Source organism: Achromobacter sp. DMS1 (assembly GCF_001270295.1).
Genome location: NZ_LHSJ01000074.1, coordinates 1 through 18,525, shown reverse-complemented (window position 1 = coordinate 18,525; position 18,525 = coordinate 1). Strand labels below are relative to the sequence as shown.

At 69.7% G+C, this 18,525-nt stretch carries 11 protein-coding genes and 9 pseudogenes; 8 read left to right on the top strand and 12 right to left on the bottom strand.

Translation table 11 applies throughout. The annotated features are described in order from the left end of the window. Positions 1-5 precede the first annotated feature (5 nt). Positions 6-509: a peroxiredoxin gene (locus AD428_RS10845; RefSeq protein WP_053245170.1), complete on the bottom strand. Its 504-nt coding sequence runs from the start codon at positions 507-509 to the stop codon at positions 6-8. A gap of 237 nt (positions 510-746) precedes the next feature. Here AD428_RS10845 and AD428_RS10840 point away from each other — a divergent pair, with 237 nt between their 5' ends. Next, positions 747-1,175: a hypothetical protein gene (locus tag AD428_RS10840; RefSeq protein WP_053245174.1), complete on the top strand. Its 429-nt coding sequence runs from the start codon at positions 747-749 to the stop codon at positions 1,173-1,175. Positions 1,176-1,269: 94 nt separating this feature from the next. Here the strand turns inward: AD428_RS10840 and AD428_RS10835 are convergent, their stop codons facing one another. Together AD428_RS10835 and AD428_RS10830 are read right to left on the bottom strand one after the other, a co-directional pair. Beyond that, on the bottom strand, positions 1,270-2,148 hold the full coding sequence (locus tag AD428_RS10835) for a dienelactone hydrolase family protein (protein WP_053245173.1): 879 nt from the start codon (positions 2,146-2,148) through the stop codon (positions 1,270-1,272). Positions 2,149-2,210: 62 nt separating this feature from the next. Beyond that, positions 2,211-4,484 (bottom strand): annotated as a pseudogene (locus AD428_RS10830) (DUF748 domain-containing protein); the annotation flags it as partial. A gap of 15 nt (positions 4,485-4,499) precedes the next feature. On the opposite strand from AD428_RS10830, the pseudogene AD428_RS27805 reads away from it, so the two are divergent. Next, a pseudogene (locus AD428_RS27805) lies at positions 4,500-4,617 on the top strand (catalase); the annotation flags it as partial. A gap of 1 nt (position 4,618) precedes the next feature. Here AD428_RS27805 and AD428_RS10825 read toward each other — a convergent pair. The 5 genes and pseudogenes from AD428_RS10825 to moaC form a co-directional block, all read right to left on the bottom strand. After that, positions 4,619-5,059, bottom strand: a pseudogene (locus tag AD428_RS10825) (gephyrin-like molybdotransferase Glp); the annotation flags it as partial. Positions 5,060-5,063: 4 nt separating this feature from the next. After that, positions 5,064-5,584, bottom strand: a pseudogene (gene moaB / locus AD428_RS10820) (molybdenum cofactor biosynthesis protein B). A gap of 74 nt (positions 5,585-5,658) precedes the next feature. Further along, positions 5,659-6,142: pseudogene (locus tag AD428_RS24840) on the bottom strand (molybdenum cofactor biosynthesis protein MoaE). Between the two features lies 1 nt (position 6,143). Beyond that, complete coding sequence (locus AD428_RS10810) at positions 6,144-6,395, bottom strand: MoaD/ThiS family protein (protein WP_053245171.1); 252 nt, start codon at positions 6,393-6,395, stop codon at positions 6,144-6,146. Further along, positions 6,376-6,864, bottom strand: a complete 489-nt coding sequence (moaC, locus tag AD428_RS10805) for a cyclic pyranopterin monophosphate synthase MoaC (protein ID WP_053245178.1) — start codon at positions 6,862-6,864, stop codon at positions 6,376-6,378. The genes AD428_RS10810 and moaC overlap by 20 nt, the downstream gene beginning before the upstream one ends. Here moaC and AD428_RS29470 point away from each other — a divergent pair. From AD428_RS29470 to AD428_RS10785, 6 genes and pseudogenes are all read left to right on the top strand, one after another. Continuing rightward, positions 6,746-7,903, top strand: a pseudogene (locus AD428_RS29470) (AsmA family protein); the annotation flags it as partial. The gene moaC and the pseudogene AD428_RS29470 sit on opposite strands and share 119 nt — an antisense overlap. Before the next feature lie 241 nt (positions 7,904-8,144). Further along, positions 8,145-9,068 (top strand): annotated as a pseudogene (locus AD428_RS29465) (DUF748 domain-containing protein); the annotation flags it as partial. Between the two features lie 328 nt (positions 9,069-9,396). Further along, complete coding sequence (locus tag AD428_RS29460) at positions 9,397-10,485, top strand: DUF748 domain-containing protein (RefSeq protein ID WP_369798741.1); 1,089 nt, start codon at positions 9,397-9,399, stop codon at positions 10,483-10,485. 121 nt (positions 10,486-10,606) lie between these two features. Next, positions 10,607-11,487 (top strand): annotated as a pseudogene (locus AD428_RS10795) (dienelactone hydrolase family protein). A gap of 759 nt (positions 11,488-12,246) precedes the next feature. Further along, a complete protein-coding gene (locus tag AD428_RS10790) occupies positions 12,247-12,750 on the top strand; it encodes a peroxiredoxin (protein ID WP_053245170.1) in 504 nt (167 codons plus the stop codon). A 78-nt stretch (positions 12,751-12,828) separates the two neighbouring features. Further along, a complete protein-coding gene (locus AD428_RS10785; protein WP_053245177.1) occupies positions 12,829-14,262 on the top strand; it encodes an MFS transporter in 1,434 nt (477 codons plus the stop codon). 122 nt (positions 14,263-14,384) lie between these two features. Here the strand turns inward: AD428_RS10785 and AD428_RS29455 are convergent. From AD428_RS29455 to AD428_RS10765, 4 genes and pseudogenes are all read right to left on the bottom strand, one after another. Beyond that, positions 14,385-15,186 (bottom strand): annotated as a pseudogene (locus tag AD428_RS29455) (EamA/RhaT family transporter). Between the two features lie 61 nt (positions 15,187-15,247). Further along, on the bottom strand, positions 15,248-16,240 hold the full coding sequence (bioB, locus tag AD428_RS10775; RefSeq protein WP_369798691.1) for a biotin synthase BioB: 993 nt from the start codon (positions 16,238-16,240) through the stop codon (positions 15,248-15,250). Positions 16,241-16,489: 249 nt separating this feature from the next. Continuing rightward, positions 16,490-17,980, bottom strand: a complete 1,491-nt coding sequence (locus AD428_RS10770) for a helix-turn-helix transcriptional regulator (RefSeq protein WP_053244313.1) — start codon at positions 17,978-17,980, stop codon at positions 16,490-16,492. Positions 17,981-18,392: 412 nt separating this feature from the next. Next, positions 18,393-18,525, bottom strand: a 133-nt coding sequence (locus tag AD428_RS10765; RefSeq protein WP_160318573.1) for a helix-turn-helix domain-containing protein, incomplete at its 5' end; no start/stop codon positions are given.

Below are 18,525 nucleotides of genomic sequence, written 5' to 3'. Positions count from 1 at the left end.
CATCATCAGAGTTGCGACAGCAGGGTGGCGGCGTCGCTCACTTCGAACTTGCCGGGCGCCTCGATGTTGAGCTGCTTGACCACGCCGTCGACGATGAGGGCGGAATAGCGCTGCGAGCGCACGCCCATGCCGCGCTGGACCAGGTCCAGCTCCAGGCCCAGGGCGCGGGTCCAGAGCGCCGAGCCGTCGGCCAGCATGCGCACCTTGCCCGCCGTGCCCTGCTCCCGGCCCCATGCGCCCATGACGAAAGCGTCGTTGACGGCCACGCACCAGATTTCATCGACGCCCTTGGCCTTGAGCGCGGCGGCCTGTTCGACGTAGCCGGGCAGGTGCTTGGCCGAGCAGGTGGGCGTGAACGCGCCCGGCACCGCGAACAGCGCGATGGTCTTGCCGCGCACGAGGTCGGACACCTGGAAGGCGTTGGGCCCCAGCGAGCAGCCGGCGGTTTCGGTTTCGATGAATTCGGTCAGGGTGCCGTCGGGCACCCGGTCGCCGGCTTTGATCGTCATGGATATCTCCAGGAAGGGTTTGGGGGCAAAGCAGAGGGGCGCCGCGCGCCCCGCAGGCTCCATCATAGTTCGTGCGCGGCGGGCATGCAGGCAGGACGGGGCGGGAAATGAACCCCAACAGTCTGAAACGACTCCACACCCCCTCCTTACGGCCCCGAAACGCCGGCTTGCCATAATGGACCGCGTGTCCAAGCCCGACGCGGGCCTGCCCGGCGGGCGCATCGCGGAGACCCACTCATGCGCAACATCCCCGATCCCGTGACCTGGGCGCTGGCCGCCCTGCTGGCGTGGCCGGGACTGGCCGCCGCCGACGATTCCGACCAGACCCAGTTCGAGTCCTTCGTCGTGGCGGCCGGCGCCTCCAATGGCGCGGCCCGCGCCTGCGGCGCCTCCGAGCCCGACCTGGCCGAGCACCAGGCCACCGCGCGGCGCAACCTGCAGCGCTACGCCCAGGAATACAGTCTGCGCGCCGACGGCTACGACGCCCTGTTCCGCCAGGGGCAGGGCCAGGGCAAGGCCATGATGGACGAGATGAAGCAGTCTGGCGTGGACGGCTGCCGCGGCGTGCTGGGCAGCTTCCAGCACGAGCGCGCCATCAGCTACGAAGACATGAAGGCGGCGCTCGCCGAAGTGAGCGATGGCCTGCCCGGCGAGAAAGCGCCCTGACCGGCGGCGCCCGGCCTGCGCCCCCCCGGGGCGGGCCGCCCCGCGGATGGCCGCCCCGCGGATAGCCGCCCCGCGGATGGCCGCCCCGCAAATCCTACAGCCCGTGCTGGTGGAACCAGTCCAGCATGCGCTGCCATGCCTGTTCGGCCTCGGCCTTGCGGTAGCTGGGCCGGTAGTCCGCGTGGAAAGCATGCGGAGCCTCGGGGTAGATGTCGATGCGCGAAGCCTTCGCCGGCGCCGGCCCCTGCGCGAGCGCCACGCGCATGCGGTCCACGTCGGCCAGGGGAATGCCGGCGTCCTTGCCGCCATAGGCGCCCAGCACGGGCGCCTTCAGTTCGCCCACGCTGGCCAGCACCGAACGGGGCTTGAGCTCGCTGGGCTCTCCGCCCAACTGGCCGTACCAGGCGGCCCCCGCCGCCAGCTTGGGATTGTGGGCCGCGTACAGCCACACCTGCCGGCCGCCCCAGCAGAATCCCACAATGCCCAGCCGCGCCGCATCGCCGCCATGCCCGCCCGCCCAGGCCGCCGCGGCGTCCAGGTCCGACATGACCTGGGCGTCGGGCACCTTGGACACCACTTCGGAAATGAGCCTGGCCGTTTCGGTGTACTGGGACGCGTCGCCCTGGCGCACGAACAGTTCCGGGGCGATGGCCAGGTAGCCCAGGTGCGCGAACCGGCGGCAGATGTCCTCGATGTACGCGTGCACGCCGAAGATCTCCGACACCACCAGGATGATGGGCAGGTTCTTTTTGCCTTCGGGCGCGGCGCGGTAGGCCGGCAGCTTGCCGCCGGAAACCGGGATGTCCACCCGGCCGGCCAGCAGCCCCTGGGCATCGGTGACGATGGCCGTCTCGGCGGCCACGGGACCGGCGGCCAGGGCGAATCCCGTGGCCACCGTGGAAGCGATGAAGCCGCGCCGGTTCAGTTTCAGCGGCGGCAGCAAGCTGTCGAAGTGCGAATCCTGCTCTTTCATGCGAGTCTCCTGGACATAAAAGCGGAGGCCCCGCGCCGGGTTGCCTCTTGCCCCCGCTCAGTTCACTTCAGGGAAAAATCCACGCGCGAAGGCTGGCCGCCGTCCTTGATGCCGTCGGCGTTCAGCTGCGGCGCCACGATGAATATGCGCTCGGCCAGCCCCTCGTGCCGCTGCAGCTTTTCGTACACCGCCTGCGCGCGCGCGTCGGCGAGCTGGCGCAACTGCTCGTCGCCCACCTGCGCCGCATTGCGCAGCAGCGCCTCCATCTGGTCGGCCGGAATCGACTTGGCCATGCCGATGAAATTGCGCGGCTTGTCTTCGATGTCGGTGTCGTCGTAGACCTCTTCGAGGTACTTTTCGCGCTCGGCCGGCGACACCTCGACCTTGGACGGATCGGGCTTCTTGCCGCGCGGCGCGACGTCGCGGGCCTTGGCGGCGCGGATCTGCGCCTCCACCCAGGCCTGGCGCAGCCCGGCATCGTCGGCGGCGGGGTCCGCGCGGCCGCTGATGTCCATCTTGAGCCCCGGCCGGTCGGCCAGCGCCTTGCCCAGGGTTTCGATGCGTTCGAGCGATTCCGGCGTAAGCGCGGCGCTGCCCGGCGCGAATTCCACATACGATAGTTCTTCGTCGCTGCCGAAGGCCGAGGCCAGCAGGCTGAAGGGCGAGGTGACGGCCTTGACCAGCAGGTTGCCCAGCACGCGCAGGATGATGCCGCCCACCGAGAACTGCGGATCGTCCAGCGAGCCGGAGATGGGCAGGTTGATGTCGATGTTGCCGCGCGAGTCCTTGAGCAGCGCCACCGCCAGCAGCACCGGCAGCTTGGTGGCGTCGGGACTGTTGGTCTTGTCGCCGAACGTGAGCTGGTTGAGCACCACGTGGTTGGACGCGGTGAGGTCGCGGTTCTTGATCTTGTATTCGAGATCCACCGAAAGCTTGCCGCGCTTGATCGGATAGCCCACGTACTTGGCCGAATACGTAGTGAACCGAGGCAGGTCCACGCCCTTGGCGGAGGCTTTGAGGTCCAGCGCGAGGAACTTGGCGAAGGGCTGCACGACCCCGCTGATGGAAAGCGGCGCCGTGGTGTATACGCGGCCCGTCACCTGCACCTTGGCCGGCTGCGGACGCATGGACGACACCGCCGATATCGAACCCTCCACGCTGGACAGCTCGGCCACGTAGTTCGGCTTGACGAAGCGGTCGGTGAAGGTCATGCGGCCGCGCGTGAGCTTGACGCTGTTGACGGAAATGTCCGGCAGCGCGCCGCTGCCGCGCTCCGGGGCGCCGGCGCGCCGGCCGCGGGTCTGCGTGTCCTGCGTGATGGAGCCGCCCGCCTGGCCCGGCTCGGCCACGAGGTCCATGACGTTCAGCCGGCCTTCGGCGTTGAGCAGCACCCGGCCGTAGAAGTCCTCCAGCGCCACGTCGCCCAGCGCCACGGCCAGCTTGTCGCCCGCCATGGACACGTCCATGCCGGCAAAGCCCAGCCGCTTCCAGTTGAGGAAATCGTCCTTGTTCACGCGGTCTTGCAGGTCCACGTCGGTAACGTCCACGCCGCCTTTCCAGGACGCCTTCATGGGCGAGCCGCCGCCGGCGGCGAAGGCCGCCTCGCCCTTGGCGCCCAGCGTGACGGATCGCACCGTGGCGTTCAGGCTGGACGCCGCATAGGGCGCGAAAGCCGCCACGTCGAGGCCGGCGAGGTCCACCGAGGTCTGCACCGCCAGCGGCTGGGGCGTGAGCGTGCCCTTGAGCGCCAGCCTGCCCTCGCCCTGGATGCCCGTGGCCGACGCCGTGAAGGGCGTGGGCTGCGAATCGAGGGCGAGGCGGTCGGCCGCCACGTGGAGCTGCGCCAGCGACAGGTCCAGCGCCGGCTGGAGCGATTCGTCGCGCGCCTTGAAACTGGCCAGATCGAGCTGCGCGCCGGTGGCGGATACGGCGACCTTGCCCGCTTCCTGGCGCACGCGCACCTGGGCCGCCAGGCCCAGGCGGCCGTCCTGCACCAGCAGCGGCGACACGCTGCGCACCGCCGGGGCCAGCGGCGCCAGGGCCACATTGCCCATGCGCAGGTTCAGGTCCAGCGCCAGCGGCTGCAGCACCAGCGGACCCTTGGCGCGCAGCCAGCCGCCGTCGGCGGCGTTGTCCATGGTGACCCAGAGATTGACCGGCTCGTCCGCGGCCTGCGGCAGCGCGACGGCCTCGGCCGTGGCGCCCAGGCCGGACAGCGTGTAGTCGAGCTTGCTGGCGGCGTCGGTAATGGCGACCAGCCCCTCGTGCAGGTTGAACGCGTCCAGCGCCACCTTCCAGGCGCCGGGCTCGGCGGAAGCCGCGTCGGGCGGCGAGGCCGGCTCGCCARCAAGGACAACGAGCGCTTCTATGTCAAATTCCACTTCAAGTCACAGCAAGGCATCGCCTGTCTGACTGACGAAGAAGCCGCCCAGGTGGTGGCGCACGACCGCGAGAGCTCGCACGCGACCTNCGTGCCCGCCGGCAGCAGCGGGGCGCCGGCCAGGGTGTCTTCGCCGCGGCGGCGGATGTGCTGGCCAGGGGCCGGTGCGCGCGAGATTTCGACGTGGCCGTCGCTTTCCTGGGCGTCTTCCTGCATGACGACGGCGTCCGCGCCTTCGGGAATGAGGCTGCCGGTGAAGAGCCGGATGGCCTGGCCGGGCTTGAGCGGCTCGGGCGTGTCGCCCGCGTAGCAGCGCTGCTGCACCGGCAGGCGGGCGCCCGCGCGCCAGTCGGCCACGCGCAGCGCGTAGCCGTCCATGGCGCTGTTGTCGGCCGGGGGAATGTCCACGGTGGCCTGCAGCGCATCGGCCAGCACACGGCCTTCGGCCTCGTGCAGGGCGACCTCTTCGGTGCGGGCGGGCGGCGCGCCGGCTTGGGCCAGCTGCGCCTGGGCTTGGTCGAAATCCAGCATGGGGTCAGTCGTTGTCGTGGGGCTTGAAATGCGTGGCGAAATTGCACGGGCGGTGGCGGCTGTCGAGCTGCTCGCGGATGATGCGCGTCCATGCGGTTTCGCAGGCGTTGTTGGATCCGGGCAGGCAGAAGACCAGCGTGCCGTTGGCGTAACCCGCCACTGCGCGCGACTGCAGCGTGGAGCTGCCGATCTCGGTGTAAGAGATGTGGCGGAACAGTTCGCCGAAGCCGGGAATCTCGCGGTCGAGCAGGGGCAGGATGGCCTCGGGCGTGTGATCGCGATGCGAAAAGCCCGTGCCGCCCGTGGTGATGATGACCTGCACCTCGGGGTCGGCGATCCAGTCGCTGACGACGCGCCGGATCTGGTAGATGTCGTCCTTGACGATGTCGCGCCGCACGCAGCGGTGGCCGGCGTGCGCCACGTGGTGCGCGAGCAGGTTGCCGGAGGTGTCGTCGCCGGCGCTGCGGGTTCGCTCACGGTGAGCACGGCGCAGGCCAGGCAGACTTGCGGTTCTTCTTCGGTCATGGGGAGTCCTTTGCCCGGGCGGGCGTCGATGCGGCGCGCAGCCGGCGCAAGCGTCACGGGCTGCCGCGCGGCGGTCATGGCGTGGATTCCTTGGAGGCGGGGGCGTCGGCCCAGGAGCCGGCCCGGTCCAGGTCGGACTGGCGCTGCTCGACCCAGAAGCTGCGCCCGCCCGCCAGCGTCTCGCGCTTCCAGAAGGGAGCGCGCGTCTTGAGCGCGACCGATGATGTATTCGCAGCCGCGGAAGGCGTCGCCGCGGTGGGCGCTGGCCGCGGCCACGAAGACGATCTGCGCGTTGCGCGGCAGCGCGCCCACGCGGTGCCGCGATGACCGTGCCCGCCAGGTTCCAGCGCGCGCGGGCCGTGGCGGCGATGTCCTCGAGCTCGCGCTCGCACATGCCCGGGTAGTGTTCGAGGAACAGGGTCTCGGTGGGCGTGTCGGGCGCGTAGTCGCGCACATAGCCCACGAACGTGACGATGCCGCCCACGGTCGGGCCGGCGCGTTCGCGCAGGCCGCCGCCAGGGCGGCGGCGTCGAAATCGGCTTCCTGGACGATGACCATGTCAGCCTCCGGTGACCGGCTCGAACACCGCGACCTCGTCGCCCGGCCGGATGGCCGCGCCGGGCTTGGCGTGCGTCTGGTTGATGGCCAGTTTCAGCCGCGCGCTGGGCTGCAGCTGCGGATAACGCTCGCCCAGCTCGGCCAGCAGTTGCGCGCCGGTGGATTCGCCCTGCAGGGGCCAGGGCTCGGAGCGCTTGCCCGTCAGTTCGGCCACCCGCGCGAAATACAGCAGATTAATCGTTGCGCCACTCACCGCTTTTTCCTCCCGCCTTGTACTTCAGGCGTACCTGCTCGATCACGATGCCCTTGTCGGCCGCCTTGACCATGTCGTAGATGGTGAGCGCCGCCACGCTGCAGGCCGTCATGGCTTCCATTTCGACGCCGGTTTTGTAGCTGGTGCGGCAGGTGGCCCGGATGTCCACGCGGCAGGCGCCGTCGTCGAGGGAGAACTCCACGCCCACGAAAGACAGGGGCAGGCTGTGGCACAGCGGAATCAGCTCGGCGCAGCGCTTGGCCGCCAGGATGGCCGCCACGCGCGCCGTGTTGAGCACCTCTCCCTTGCCGCGGCCGGGCGCCGTCAGCAGCGCATAGGCCTGGGCGTTCATGCGGACGCTGCCCGCCGCGACGGCCACCCGCTCGGTGTCGGCCTTGGCGATGACGTCGACCATGCGCACCTGGCCCGATTCGTCCAGGTGGCTCAGCGTGGGGGCGGTCGTGCTCATGGCGTTCGGGGTCGAGTATTTGTTAACGAATGAAAAGTGCTGCGCCGCCAGATCGGCCGGCGCCGCGGATGCGCCTATCATAGACGAGCTGTGGAGGCGGCGCGATAATCGCCTCCGGTCGTCAACAGGCCACGGGCGCTGCGCCCGTGGATGTACCAGGAGATCATCGATGCCCCTGAGGCTGCCAAGGTTCCGATTCACGCGCCGAGCCGGCAAGGTTCTCCTGGGGATACTGATATTCGTGCTCGTCGTCTGCGGGCTGGCTGCCTGGCAGGTGCCGCGCGTGCTGCACGACGTGCTCACGCAGGACGTTTCGCGCATGCTGGGGCGCGATGTGGCGGTGGGCAAGATCAGCTTCAACCCCTTCACGCTCACCGTGCGCGCGCACGATCTCTCGGTGGCGCAGCCGGGGGCGGACGCGCCGCTGCTGGCGCTGTCCGAACTGGACGTCAGCGCGGCCTGGAGTTCGCTGTTCTGGTTCGCGCCCGTGATCGACCGCCTTACCCTGCGCGAGCCCCGCATCGCCGTGGTGCGCGAGGATGTGGCGCGGTTCAACTTCTCCGACGTGCAGCAGCGCGTGGCCGAGCTTTCCGCGCCCAGGCCCGGCGAGCCGCCGCCCAAGGACGAGGGCCTGCCGCGCTTTTCGCTGAACAACATGCGCATCGAGGGCGGTGCGATCACGTTGGACGACAAAGTCACCGGCCGCAAGCAGGTGGTGGACGAGCTGGCCCTGGGCGTGCCCTTCATCTCCACTTTCGGCTACGCCACCGACATCGACGTGCAGCCGCGCCTGCACCTGCGCATCAACGGCAGCCCCTTCGACCTGGACGGCGTGGCCCGGCCCTTCGACGTCGTGCCCTCGTCGTCCCTGCGCGTGGCCTTCACCGGCCTGCAGCTCGAAAAATGGGCCGACGCATGGCCGCTGCCGCTGCCGTTCCGCCTGCAGCGCGCGCTGCTGGATTCCAACCTGCGCATCGTGTTCGAGCAGCCCAAGGACGCCCCGCCCAAGATCCGCATCGCCGGCGACCTGGGCCTGCGGCGCTTCGATCTGCGCGACCTCTCCGGCCAGCCGCTGGCGGCCTGGAGCGCGCTGACGGTCAGCCGGCTGGAACTCGAGCCCATCGCGCGCACGGTCCACGTGGGCGAGATCGCGCTCTGGGCGCCCGAAGTCTATGCCCGGCGCGATGCGCAGCAGCGCCTGAACTGGCAAGAGGTCGCCGACAAGCTCAGGCGCTGGGCGGGGGCCGCGAGCCCGCCCCGGCCGCCGGCCCAGGCCGCGCATGAGCAGCGGCGCGGCGACGCAGAGCGCCCCGCCCGCGGACGCCCCGGCCGGCGCGCAGCCGCCTGCCGCACAGCCAGGCGGGGCCGCCCCGGCCTCGTCCGTCCCGTCTGGCGAGCCGGCCTCGCCGCCCGACGCGGCTTCCGCCGAGCCCGGCGCCTGGAAGGTGGCGCTGGACGCGTTCAACCTGCACGGAGGGGCTGGTCGCCATTACCGACGCCGCCAGCAAGCTCGACTACACGCTGTCCGGCCTGGGCGCCACGGCCGAGGCCGTCGCGCTGCCGCAGGCCGCGGACGAGCCGGTCAATCTCTGGGTCACCATGGACAACGCCGCCGACGGCGGCTGGCTGCGCGCCAAGGTCCGCTGGTGCTGCAGCCGCTGGCGCTGGACCTGAACCTGCGCATGGGCAATGTGGCCCTGGCGCCGCTGGCCCCGGCGGTGCGCAGCGTGGTGTCGCCGCTGCTGGTGCAGGAGCGGCCGCCTGGGCCTGGCGGCCCAGGTGCGCGTGCGCCAGGAAGCGGGCAAGGTCGCCGTATCCGCCACCGGCGCGCAGCTCGCTCTGGCAGTTTCAAGGCGCGCGACGAATCGCTCCAGCCGGCGCTGGACCTGTCGCTGGCGCAGCTCCACGTGGCGGCCGACCGCCTCGCCCTCGATTCGCAGCCCACGCCCTTCACGGGCGTCGGCCACGGGGCATCCAGGGCGAGGGCAGGCTGGCGCTCCAAGGGCACGCTCACGCCCCAGCCGCTGGCGGTGCAGACCTCGGTGGACCTCGCCGGCCTCGACGTGGCGGCTTTCGCGCCCTATGCGGCGTCCAGCCTGAACGCCACGGTGCGATCCGTCACGCTGGGCGCCAAGGGCGAGGCGGCCTTCGCCGCCGGCGGCGGCTCGCCCATGAAGGCGTCCTGGAAAGGCGGCGTGGACGTTACCGACGTGGACCTGCAAGACCGCGTGAACAAGGACGATTTCCTCAACTGGAAGCGGCTGGGCTTTGCCGGCATGGACGTGTCCATGGCGGGCGACAAGCTGGCCGTGGCGCTGGGCGACGTGGCGCTGGAGGACTTCTACGGCCGGGTGCTGCTCAACGCCGAAGGCCGGCTGAACGTCATGGACCTCGTGGCCGAGCCGGGCCAGGCGGGCGGCTCCATCACGCAGGACACGCAGACCCGCGGCCGGCGCGCCCGCGCCCCGGAGCGCGGTAGCGGGCGCGCTGCCGGACATTTCCGTCAACAGCGTCAAGCTCACGCGCGGCCGCATGACCTTCACCGACCGCTTCGTCAAGCCGAACTACGTGGCCGAGCTGTCCAGCGTGGAGGGTTCGATATCGGCGGTGTCGTCCATGCGTCCGCAGCCGGCCAAGGTGCAGGTGACGGGCCGCGTATACACCACGGCGCCGCTTTCCATCAGCGGGGTCGTGCAGCCCTTCGCCAAGTTCCTCGCGCTGGACCTCAAAGCCTCCGCCAAGGGCGTGGACCTGCCTCGGTTCACTACGTATTCGGCCAAGTACGTGGGCTATCCGATCAAGCGCGGCAAGCTTTCGGTGGATCTCGAATACAAGATCAAGAACCGCGACCTCACCGCGTCCAACCACGTGGTGCTCAACCAGCTCACGTTCGGCGACAAGACCAACAGTCCCGACGCCACCAAGCTGCCGGTGCTGCTGGCGGTGGCGCTGCTCAAGGACTCGCGCGGCAACATCGACATCAACCTGCCCATCTCCGGCTCGCTGGACGATCCGCAGTTCTCGGTGGGCGGCATCATCCTGCGCGTGCTGGGCAACCTGCTGGTCAAGGCCGTCACCTCGCCCTTCAGCCTGCTGGCCTCGGCCTTCGGCAGCGACGAAGAACTATCGTATGTGGAATTCGCGCCGGGCAGCGCCGCGCTTACGCCGGAATCGCTCGAACGCATCGAAACCCTGGGCAAGGCGCTGGCCGACCGGCCGGGGCTCAAGATGGACATCAGCGGCCGCGCGGACCCCGCCGCCGACGATGCCGGGCTGCGCCAGGCCTGGGTGGTGGCGCAGATCCGCGCCGCCAAGCCCGCGACGTCGCGCCGCGCGGCAAGAAGCCCGATCCGTCCAAGGTCGAGGTGTCGCCGGCCGAGCGCGAAAAGTACCTCGAAGAGGTCTACGACGACACCGACATCGAAGACAAGCCGCGCAATTTCATCGGCATGGCCAAGTCGATTCCGGCCGACCAGATGGAGGCGCTGCTGCGCAATGCGGCGCAGGTGGGCGACGAGCAGTTGCGCCAGCTCGCCGACGCGCGCGCGCAGGCGGTGTACGAAAAGCTGCAGCGGCACGAGGGGCTGGCCGAGCGCATATTCATCGTGGCGCCGCAGCTGAACGCCGACGGCATCAAGGACGGCGGCCAGCCTTCGCGCGTGGATTTTTCCCTGAAGTGAACTGAGCGGGGGCAAGAGGCAACCCGGCGCGGGGCCTCCGCTTTTATGTCCAGGAGACTCGCATGAAAGAGCAGGATTCGCACTTCGACAGCTTGCTGCCGCCGCTGAAACTGAACCGGCGCGGCTTCATCGCTTCCACGGTGGCCACGGGATTCGCCCTGGCCGCCGGTCCCGTGGCCGCCGAGACGGCCATCGTCACCGATGCCCAGGGGCTGCTGGCCGGCCGGGTGGACATCCCGGTTTCCGGCGGCAAGCTGCCGGCCTACCGCGCCGCGCCCGAAGGCAAAAAGAACCTGCCCATCATCCTGGTGGTGTCGGAGATCTTCGGCGTGCACGCGTACATCGAGGACATCTGCCGCCGGTTCGCGCACCTGGGCTACCTGGCCATCGCCCCGGAACTGTTCGTGCGCCAGGGCGACGCGTCCCAGTACACCGAAACGGCCAGGCTCATTTCCGAAGTGGTGTCCAAGGTGCCCGACGCCCAGGTCATGTCGGACCTGGACGCCGCGGCGGCCTGGGCGGGCGCGCATGGCGGAGATGCGGCGCGGCTGGGCATTGTGGGATTCTGCTGGGGCGGCCGGCAGGTGTGGCTGTACGCGGCCCACAATCCCAAGCTGGCGGGCGGGGGGCCGCCTGGTACGGCCAGTTGGGCGGAGAGCCCAGCGAGCTCAAGCCCCGTTCGGTGCTGGCCAGCGTGGGCGAACTGAAGGCGCCCGTGCTGGGCGCCTATGGCGGCAAGGACGCCGGCATTCCCCTGGCCGACGTGGACCGCATGCGCGTGGCGCTCGCGCAGGGGCCGGCGCCGGCGAAGGCTTCGCGCATCGACATCTACCCCGAGGCTCCGCATGCTTTCCACGCGGACTACCGGCCCAGCTACCGCAAGGCCGAGGCCGAACAGGCATGGCAGCGCATGCTGGACTGGTTCCACCAGCACGGGCTGTAGGATTTGCGGGGCGGCCATCCGCGGGGCGGCTATCCGCGGGGGCGGCCATCCGCGGGGCGGCCCGCCCCGGGGGGCGCAGGCCGGGCGCCGCCGGTCAGGGCGCTTTCTCGCCGGGCAGGCCATCGCTCACTTCGGCGAGCGCCGCCTTCATGTCTTCTGTAGATGATGGCGCGCTCGTGCTGGAAGCTGCCCAGCACGCCGCGGCAGCCGTCCACGCCAGACTGCTTCATCTCGTCCATCATGGCCTTGCCCTGGCCCTGCCCCTGGCGGAACAGGGCGTCGTAGCCGTCGGCGCGCAGACTGTATTCCTGGGCGTAGCGCTGCAGGTTGCGCCGCGCGGTGGCCTGGTGCTCGGCCAGGTCGGCTCGGAGGCGCCGCAGGCGCGGGCCGCGCCATTGGAGGCGCCGCCGCCACGACGAAGGACTCGAACTGGGTCTGGTCGGAATCGTCGGCGGCGGCCAGTCCCGGCCACGCCAGCAGGGCGGCCAGCGCCCAGGTCACGGGATCGGGGATGTTGCGCATGAGTGGGTCTCCGCGATGCGCCCGCCGGGCAGGCCCGCGTCGGGCTTGGACACGCGGTCCATTATGGCAAGCCGGCGTTTCGGGGCCGTAAGGAGGGGGTGTGGAGTCGTTTCAGACTGTTGGGGTTCATTTCCCGCCCCGTCCTGCCTGCATGCCCGCCGCGCACGAACTATGATGGAGCCTGCGGGGCGCGCGGCGCCCCTCTGCTTTGCCCCCAAACCCTTCCTGGAGATATCCATGACGATCAAAGCCGGCGACCGGGTGCCCGACGGCACCCTGACCGAATTCATCGAAACCGAAACCGCCGGCTGCTCGCTGGGGCCCAACGCCTTCCAGGTGTCCGACCTCGTGCGCGGCAAGACCATCGCGCTGTTCGCGGTGCCGGGCGCGTTCACGCCCACCTGCTCGGCCAAGCACCTGCCCGGCTACGTCGAACAGGCCGCCGCGCTCAAGGCCAAGGGCGTCGATGAAATCTGGTGCGTGGCCGTCAACGACGCTTTCGTCATGGGCGCATGGGGCCGGGAGCAGGGCACGGCGGGCAAGGTGCGCATGCTGGCCGACGGCTCGGCGCTCTGGACCCGCGCCCTGGGCCTGGAGCTGGACCTGGTCCAGCGCGGCATGGGCGTGCGCTCGCAGCGCTATTCCGCCCTCATCGTCGACGGCGTGGTCAAGCAGCTCAACATCGAGGCGCCCGGCAAGTTCGAAGTGAGCGACGCCGCCACCCTGCTGTCGCAACTCTGATGATGCCGTAACCCGCTTTACCGCCGTTCCGGCGCGGCCCAGCGCGGCCAGCCGGGGCGGCGGCGGTTGCCCGACGCCATGCTCGCCACCATTTCCTCTTTCTCGTCGCTCTATTTCGCGACGCTGCTGATGCTGATCGGCACCGGCCTGTTCAATACCTACATGGGCCTGCGCCTGACCGCGCAATCGGTCAGCGAAATCTGGATCGGCGCCCTCATCGCCGGCTATTACCTCGGGCTGGTGTGCGGCGCGCGGCTCGGGCACCGGCTCATCATCCGCGTGGGCCACATCCGCGCTTTCGTGGCCTGCGCGGCGGTGGCCACCAGCATGATCCTGGCGCAGACCCTGGTCGATTCCCTGCCGCTGTGGCTGGTGTTCCGCGTGGTGTCCGGCGTGGCCATGGTCACCGAGTTCATGGTCATCGAGAGCTGGCTCAACGAGCAGACCGAAAACCACCAGCGCGGCCGCGTGTTTTCCGTGTACATGGTGGTGTCGGGCCTGGGCACCGTGCTGGGCCAGCTCGCCCTCACGGCCTACGCCACGCTGGATCTGCGGCCGCTGACGCTGGTGGCGATGTGCCTGGTGCTTTGCCTGGTGCCCATTGCCGTCACCGCGCGCTCGCACCCGCCCACGCCGCTGCCGGCGCCGCTGGACGTGCGCTTCTTCATGCAGCGCGTGCCGCTGTCGATGACGGTGCTGTTCGTGGCGGGCAATCTGTCCGGCGCGTTCTACGGCCTGGCGGCGGTCTACGGCGCCAAGGACGGCATGACTACCGCCCAGGCGGCCGTTTTCGTGGCCGCCGCCGTCACGGCCGGGCTGCTGTCGCAATGGCCCATGGGCTGGCTGTCCGACCGCATCAACCGCGCCGGCCTGATCCGCTTCAACGCGCTGCTGCTCATGCTGCTGCCCGTGGTCATGTGGGGCTGGGTGTCGCTGCCCTTCTGGGCGCTGGTGCTCATGTCCTGCGTGTTCGGGGTGCTGCAGTTCACCCTGTATCCGCTGGGTGCGGCCTTCGCCAACGACCACGTCGAATCCGAGCGCCGCGTGAGCCTGTCCGCCGTGCTGCTCATGACCTATGGCGTGGGCGCCTGTGTCGGCCCCATGATCGCCGGCATGCTCATGGCCGTGGCGGGCCACAGCATGTACTACGTCTTCATTTCCGCCTGCGCGCTGATCCTGGTGTGGCAGGTGCGGCCCACCCGCGTCACCGGCGCGCACCAGGTGCAGGAAGCGCCGGTGCATTTCGTGCCCATGCCCGACACGCTGCAAAGCTCGCCGGCGGCGGCGGTGCTGGATCCGCGCGTGGATCCCGAAACCGACATCGCCATCGAAATGGTGCAGCCCGATCCCTCGGCCGCGCCCGCGCCGCCGGCCGGCGAGCCCGGGGCCGAGCATGTTTCCGAACCCGCCGCCGCCGCCGGAACCCGCCTTTCCGGCCGACGCGGTGGCGCCCGGGGCCGAACCGCCACCGGCCGAACCGCCACCGGCCGGACCGCCGATGGCGGCGGATGAGCCGGCCGCACCTGAGCCGGCCGCACCTGAGCCGGCCGCGCCCGGTCTCGAAGGGGAGCGTTCCAGGCGCACCGGCACCTAGCGGGAAGCGGCGCCCTTTTCGGTGCGCGCTTCGGCGCGGCTCAGGCCGAGGCCATCAGCGCGACGCCGCCCAGCGCCAGGCCGATGCCGGCCAGGTTGAGCCCGCTCAGCCGCTCGCGAAAGCCCAGCGCGCCCACCAGCGTGCCCAGCGTGATCACGCCGAGGTTCATGGAGGCGAACACCAGCGAGGGGTGGTCCGGCAGGGCCTGGTGCGCGCGGATGTAGGCGAGGATGTTGCCGAAGTTCGCCAGCCCCAGCGCGAGGCCGGCGAGCAGGCTGCGGCGGTTCCAGTCCGTCTTGCGCGCGAGCAGCCAGAGCAGCATCAGCACGCCCAGCCATGGCGAAGGCGCTCAGCAGCGCGCCGGCGAACGCGGTGCCGCCCGCGCCACCTGCTTGAACAGAATGTCGATCGTGCCGTAGCCGGCCCACACCGCCAGCGGCCAGAGCCAGGCCGCGCGCCCTTCGGCCTCGCCGCGCCCGCCGCGCGGGCGGCGCAGCAGGCAGTACAGGGCTGCGCAGGCAACGCCGATGGCGGCGAGCTTGCGGCCGCTGGGCGTTTCGCCGAAGAGCAGGAATGCCGCCAGCAGCGGAATGAACAGCGAGAGACGCTGGGCCGCGTCGCTGCGAACCACGCCCGCATGGCGCACCGAGGCCGCCATGGCGAGAAACACCGAGGGCAGCAGTACGCCCAGGCCGGCCAGCACGGCCCAGGGCGTCGCGCGGCGCCAGCAATCGCGCCGTGTCGGGCCGCAGCGCCAGCACGCGCAGCAGCGAGGCCGCCGCGTAGTTCGCCAGTATCGCCTGGCGCACGTCCACGTCCCAGCGGCGCGCCAGCTTCAGCATGGCGGCCACGGTGACGCTGCACGCCACGCTGGCCGCAGGTAGAGCATGCCGGCGCCGGGCATCAGGCGTTGCGTTCGCAGGACTGGCCGCCGCCCGCGTCGGCGCGCATGCCCAGCCGCGCCAGCAGGCGCTGGTCGGCTTCGACCTGCGGGTTGGCGGTGGTCAGCAGCGCGTCGCCATAGAACATCGAGTTGGCGCCGGCCATGAAGCAAAGGGCCTGCATACTGTCGTCCATGGCCTCGCGGCCGGCCGACAGACGCACCATGGCGCGCGGCATGGCGATGCGCGCCACCGCTATGGTGCGCACGAATTCGAACGGGTCCAGCGGCTCCGTGCCCGCCAGCGGCGTGCCCTCGACCTGCACCAGGTTGTTGATCGGCACCGATTCGGGGTAGGGGTCCATGCTGGCGAGCTGGGCGATCAGGCCGGCGCGCTCGCGGCGCGACTCGCCCATGCCCACGATGCCGCCGCAGCAGACGTGGATGCCGGCCTCGCGCACGCGCTCCAGCGTGTCCAGGCGGTCCTGGTAGGTGCGGGTGGAGATGATGTTGCCGTAGAACTCCGGCGAGGTGTCCAGGTTGTGGTTGTAGTAGTCCAGGCCCGCCTGCTTCAGCGCTTCCGCCTGTCCTTCGCGCAGCATGCCCAGCGTGACGCAGGTTTCCAGGCCCAGCGCCTTTACGGCGCTCACCATTTCCGCGACGGCTTCCAGATGGTGCGGCTTGGGGCTGCGCCAGGCCGCGCCCATGCAGAAGCGCTGCGCGCCGGCGGCCTGCGCCGCCCGGGCCGCGGCCACCACTTCGTCCAGCGGCATCAGCTTTTCCGCGTCCACGCCCGTGTCGTAGCGGGCCGACTGCGGGCAGTAGGCGCAGTCTTCCGGGCAGCCGCCGGTCTTGATCGACAGCAGGCTGGAAAGCTGGACGGTGTTGGGCTCGAAATTCGACCGGTGGACTTCCTGCGCACGGAACAGCAAGTCCATGAACGGCAGTTCGTAAAGCTTCAGGATGTCTTGCGTGCTCCAGGCCATCTCGGGCTGCCGGGGGCTGGGGGAAGGCATGGAAACGTGGGCGATATGCATGAACGGGCTCCTTGCGGTCGGGTCGCGCACGCCCCGGCAGGGGCGGCATGACGGGCGGATCGTAAGAAGGCCGGTTCGCCGGATGCAAGTCCGTGAGTTGAGTGTGAATTAACGTGTAAATGGTGAAATATGGCTGGAGTTGTCGGCGATTTGGGGTTGCTGGATCGTCAATCCGGCGTCATCTCCGGCGATCGCGGAGGCGGATTATTTTGATTCAAATTGTAAACATCAGGATGGGGCGGGCTTGCGGCGGGGGCGCGGCGTCTCGCGGCCGGTAATGCCGCGGTCGCGCGCCCACACAATGGCCGCGCTGCGGCGGTGCACGCCGATCTTGCTGTAGATGGTGGCCACGTGGTTGCGCACGGTGTTGCGCGAGAGATCCAGCGCGCGGGCGATGGCGTCGTCGTCCTGGCCCTGGCAGATCAGCCCCAGCACTTCGCGCTCGCGCTGCGTGAGCTGCGCGAGCTCGGCGACGTCGCGCGAGGGCGAGGGCTGGCGCAACTGCGCCAGCTTCTCGATGACGCCGCGGCTGAACCAGGACGTGTCGCGCATCACGGCCTCGATGGCCGCCAGCAGCTCCGATTCCGAGCGTTTGCGCTCCGTGATGTCCTGCATCACGATCAGCATCCGGCGCGAGCCGCCGATGGTGACGGGTTCGGCCGACAGCAGGCAATCCAGCACCTCGCCGTCGGGGGTGGCGAGCGCCATGTCGCGATTGCGCAGGCTCTCTCCGTTCTTGAGGCTGGCAAGCACGTCCTCGGTAAGGTGTGCGCCCAGGGCGGGCAGGGGCTGGCCGGCGGAGCGGGCGGCATCGGCGCCGGTGGCGGCCGCGAAGGCGTCGTTGGACTCCAGCACCGACAGGGTTTCGGCTTCGCACAAGGCCATGGGAGCCGGCGCCAGGCGAAAAGCGGTGGAAAAGCGTTCTTCGCTTTCGCGCAGCGCAAGCTCGGTGCGCTTGCGCGCTTCCAGGTCGATGAAAGTGAAGAGCATGCAGGGTTCGCCGTGCATGTCGATGGGCTGGCCCGCCACCACCACGAACTTGCCGGAGCCGTCGGGCAGCCGGATCACGCCTTCGCGCTGCGAAATGGTCTTGCCTTCGTTGAGCAGGGCCACCGCGGCTTCCTTGTCGGGGTCGCCGTCCAGCACGTCGAGCTCATAGGTGGACCGCCCCAGCACGGCCTCGCGGGTGTAGCCCGTCATTTCCAGGAAACCCGCGTTCACCTTCACGTAGCGCAGGTCGGACAGCCGGCAGATCAGGGCAGGGGCCGGATTGGCGGCGAACGTGCGCTCGAAGCGCTGTTCGGCGTCGAAGCGTTCGGTATGGTCGGTGAGGATCAGCACCCGGTACTCGGCGCCGGACTCGCCGTTCAGGCTGAGGCCGCGCGCGGCCACGTAGCGGACCTGGCCGGGGTTGTTCCGCGCATGCAGCTCGAACAGCACATCCTCGAACGACTGGCCCGCGGCCAGGCGGTCCAGCGGATACTGTCGGGGCGGCACGGCATGGCGGTTGCGGTATTTCAGCGCATAGCGCTTGCGGTAGCCCGCCGGCGTGCCGCCCAGGTCCGCGGGCTTGGTCACGGCATGCAGCGCGAGCGCGCTGGCATTGGCCCATGCCACCGCGCCATCCGGCTCCAGCACGATGATGCCCTCGCTCAAACCGGCGATGATGTGCTGCAAGTGCTGGCGATGCGCCTGCGGCGCGGCGGGAGATGCGGTCACTGACCCCTCGTTCGGTCGGATGGGCAACGGCATCAAGAATGCAGGCGGGCGGCGGGACTGTCCAGTGGCCAAAAAGGACGATGCCCCCGATGGACGCCGGCGCGACCGGCGCCCGGCCTGGAAAACGAAAGATCAAAACGCAAGGCCAAAACAAAAGGCTCCGTGAAATAACGGAGCCTTGCGTCGGGTTTCGTGCGTTCCGGTGTCCGGCGGGCCGGACGGCGGGAAAGCTTGGCGGAGCGGACGGGGCTCGAACCCGCGACCCCCGGCGTGACAGGAACGGTATCGAAGTCAATGTTTATGCGGGTTTCGAGCCAAATCGTATTCCAAAAAGTGTCAAAAACGTGTCGATTTCATGCGGGTTTGCAGACTTTTATTCCAAATTTTCTGACTCGAAACCTTGGGCCCAGCCCTAGGCAGGCTCAAGTACGCGCATCTCAATGTGCAGTCCAGCGGCAGCGGCCATATTGACCAGTGCATCAAGACCAAAAACATTGATTTTTCCACGCATCAGGTCAGAGACGCGGGGCTGGGTCACGCCAAAA

Coding starts and splice junctions, on each gene's coding strand:
- AD428_RS10785 (WP_053245177.1), top strand. CDS start 12,829: ATGCTCGCCACCATTTCCTCTTTCTCGTCGCTCTATTTCGCGACGCTG.
- AD428_RS10835 (WP_053245173.1), bottom strand. CDS start 2,148: ATGAAAGAGCAGGATTCGCACTTCGACAGCTTGCTGCCGCCGCTGAAA.
- AD428_RS29460 (WP_369798741.1), top strand. CDS start 9,397: ATGACCTTCACCGACCGCTTCGTCAAGCCGAACTACGTGGCCGAGCTG.
- moaC (WP_053245178.1), bottom strand. CDS start 6,864: ATGAGCACGACCGCCCCCACGCTGAGCCACCTGGACGAATCGGGCCAG.
- AD428_RS10845 (WP_053245170.1), bottom strand. CDS start 509: ATGACGATCAAAGCCGGCGACCGGGTGCCCGACGGCACCCTGACCGAA.
- AD428_RS10790 (WP_053245170.1), top strand. CDS start 12,247: ATGACGATCAAAGCCGGCGACCGGGTGCCCGACGGCACCCTGACCGAA.
- bioB (WP_369798691.1), bottom strand. CDS start 16,240: ATGCCTTCCCCCAGCCCCCGGCAGCCCGAGATGGCCTGGAGCACGCAA.
- AD428_RS10840 (WP_053245174.1), top strand. CDS start 747: ATGCGCAACATCCCCGATCCCGTGACCTGGGCGCTGGCCGCCCTGCTG.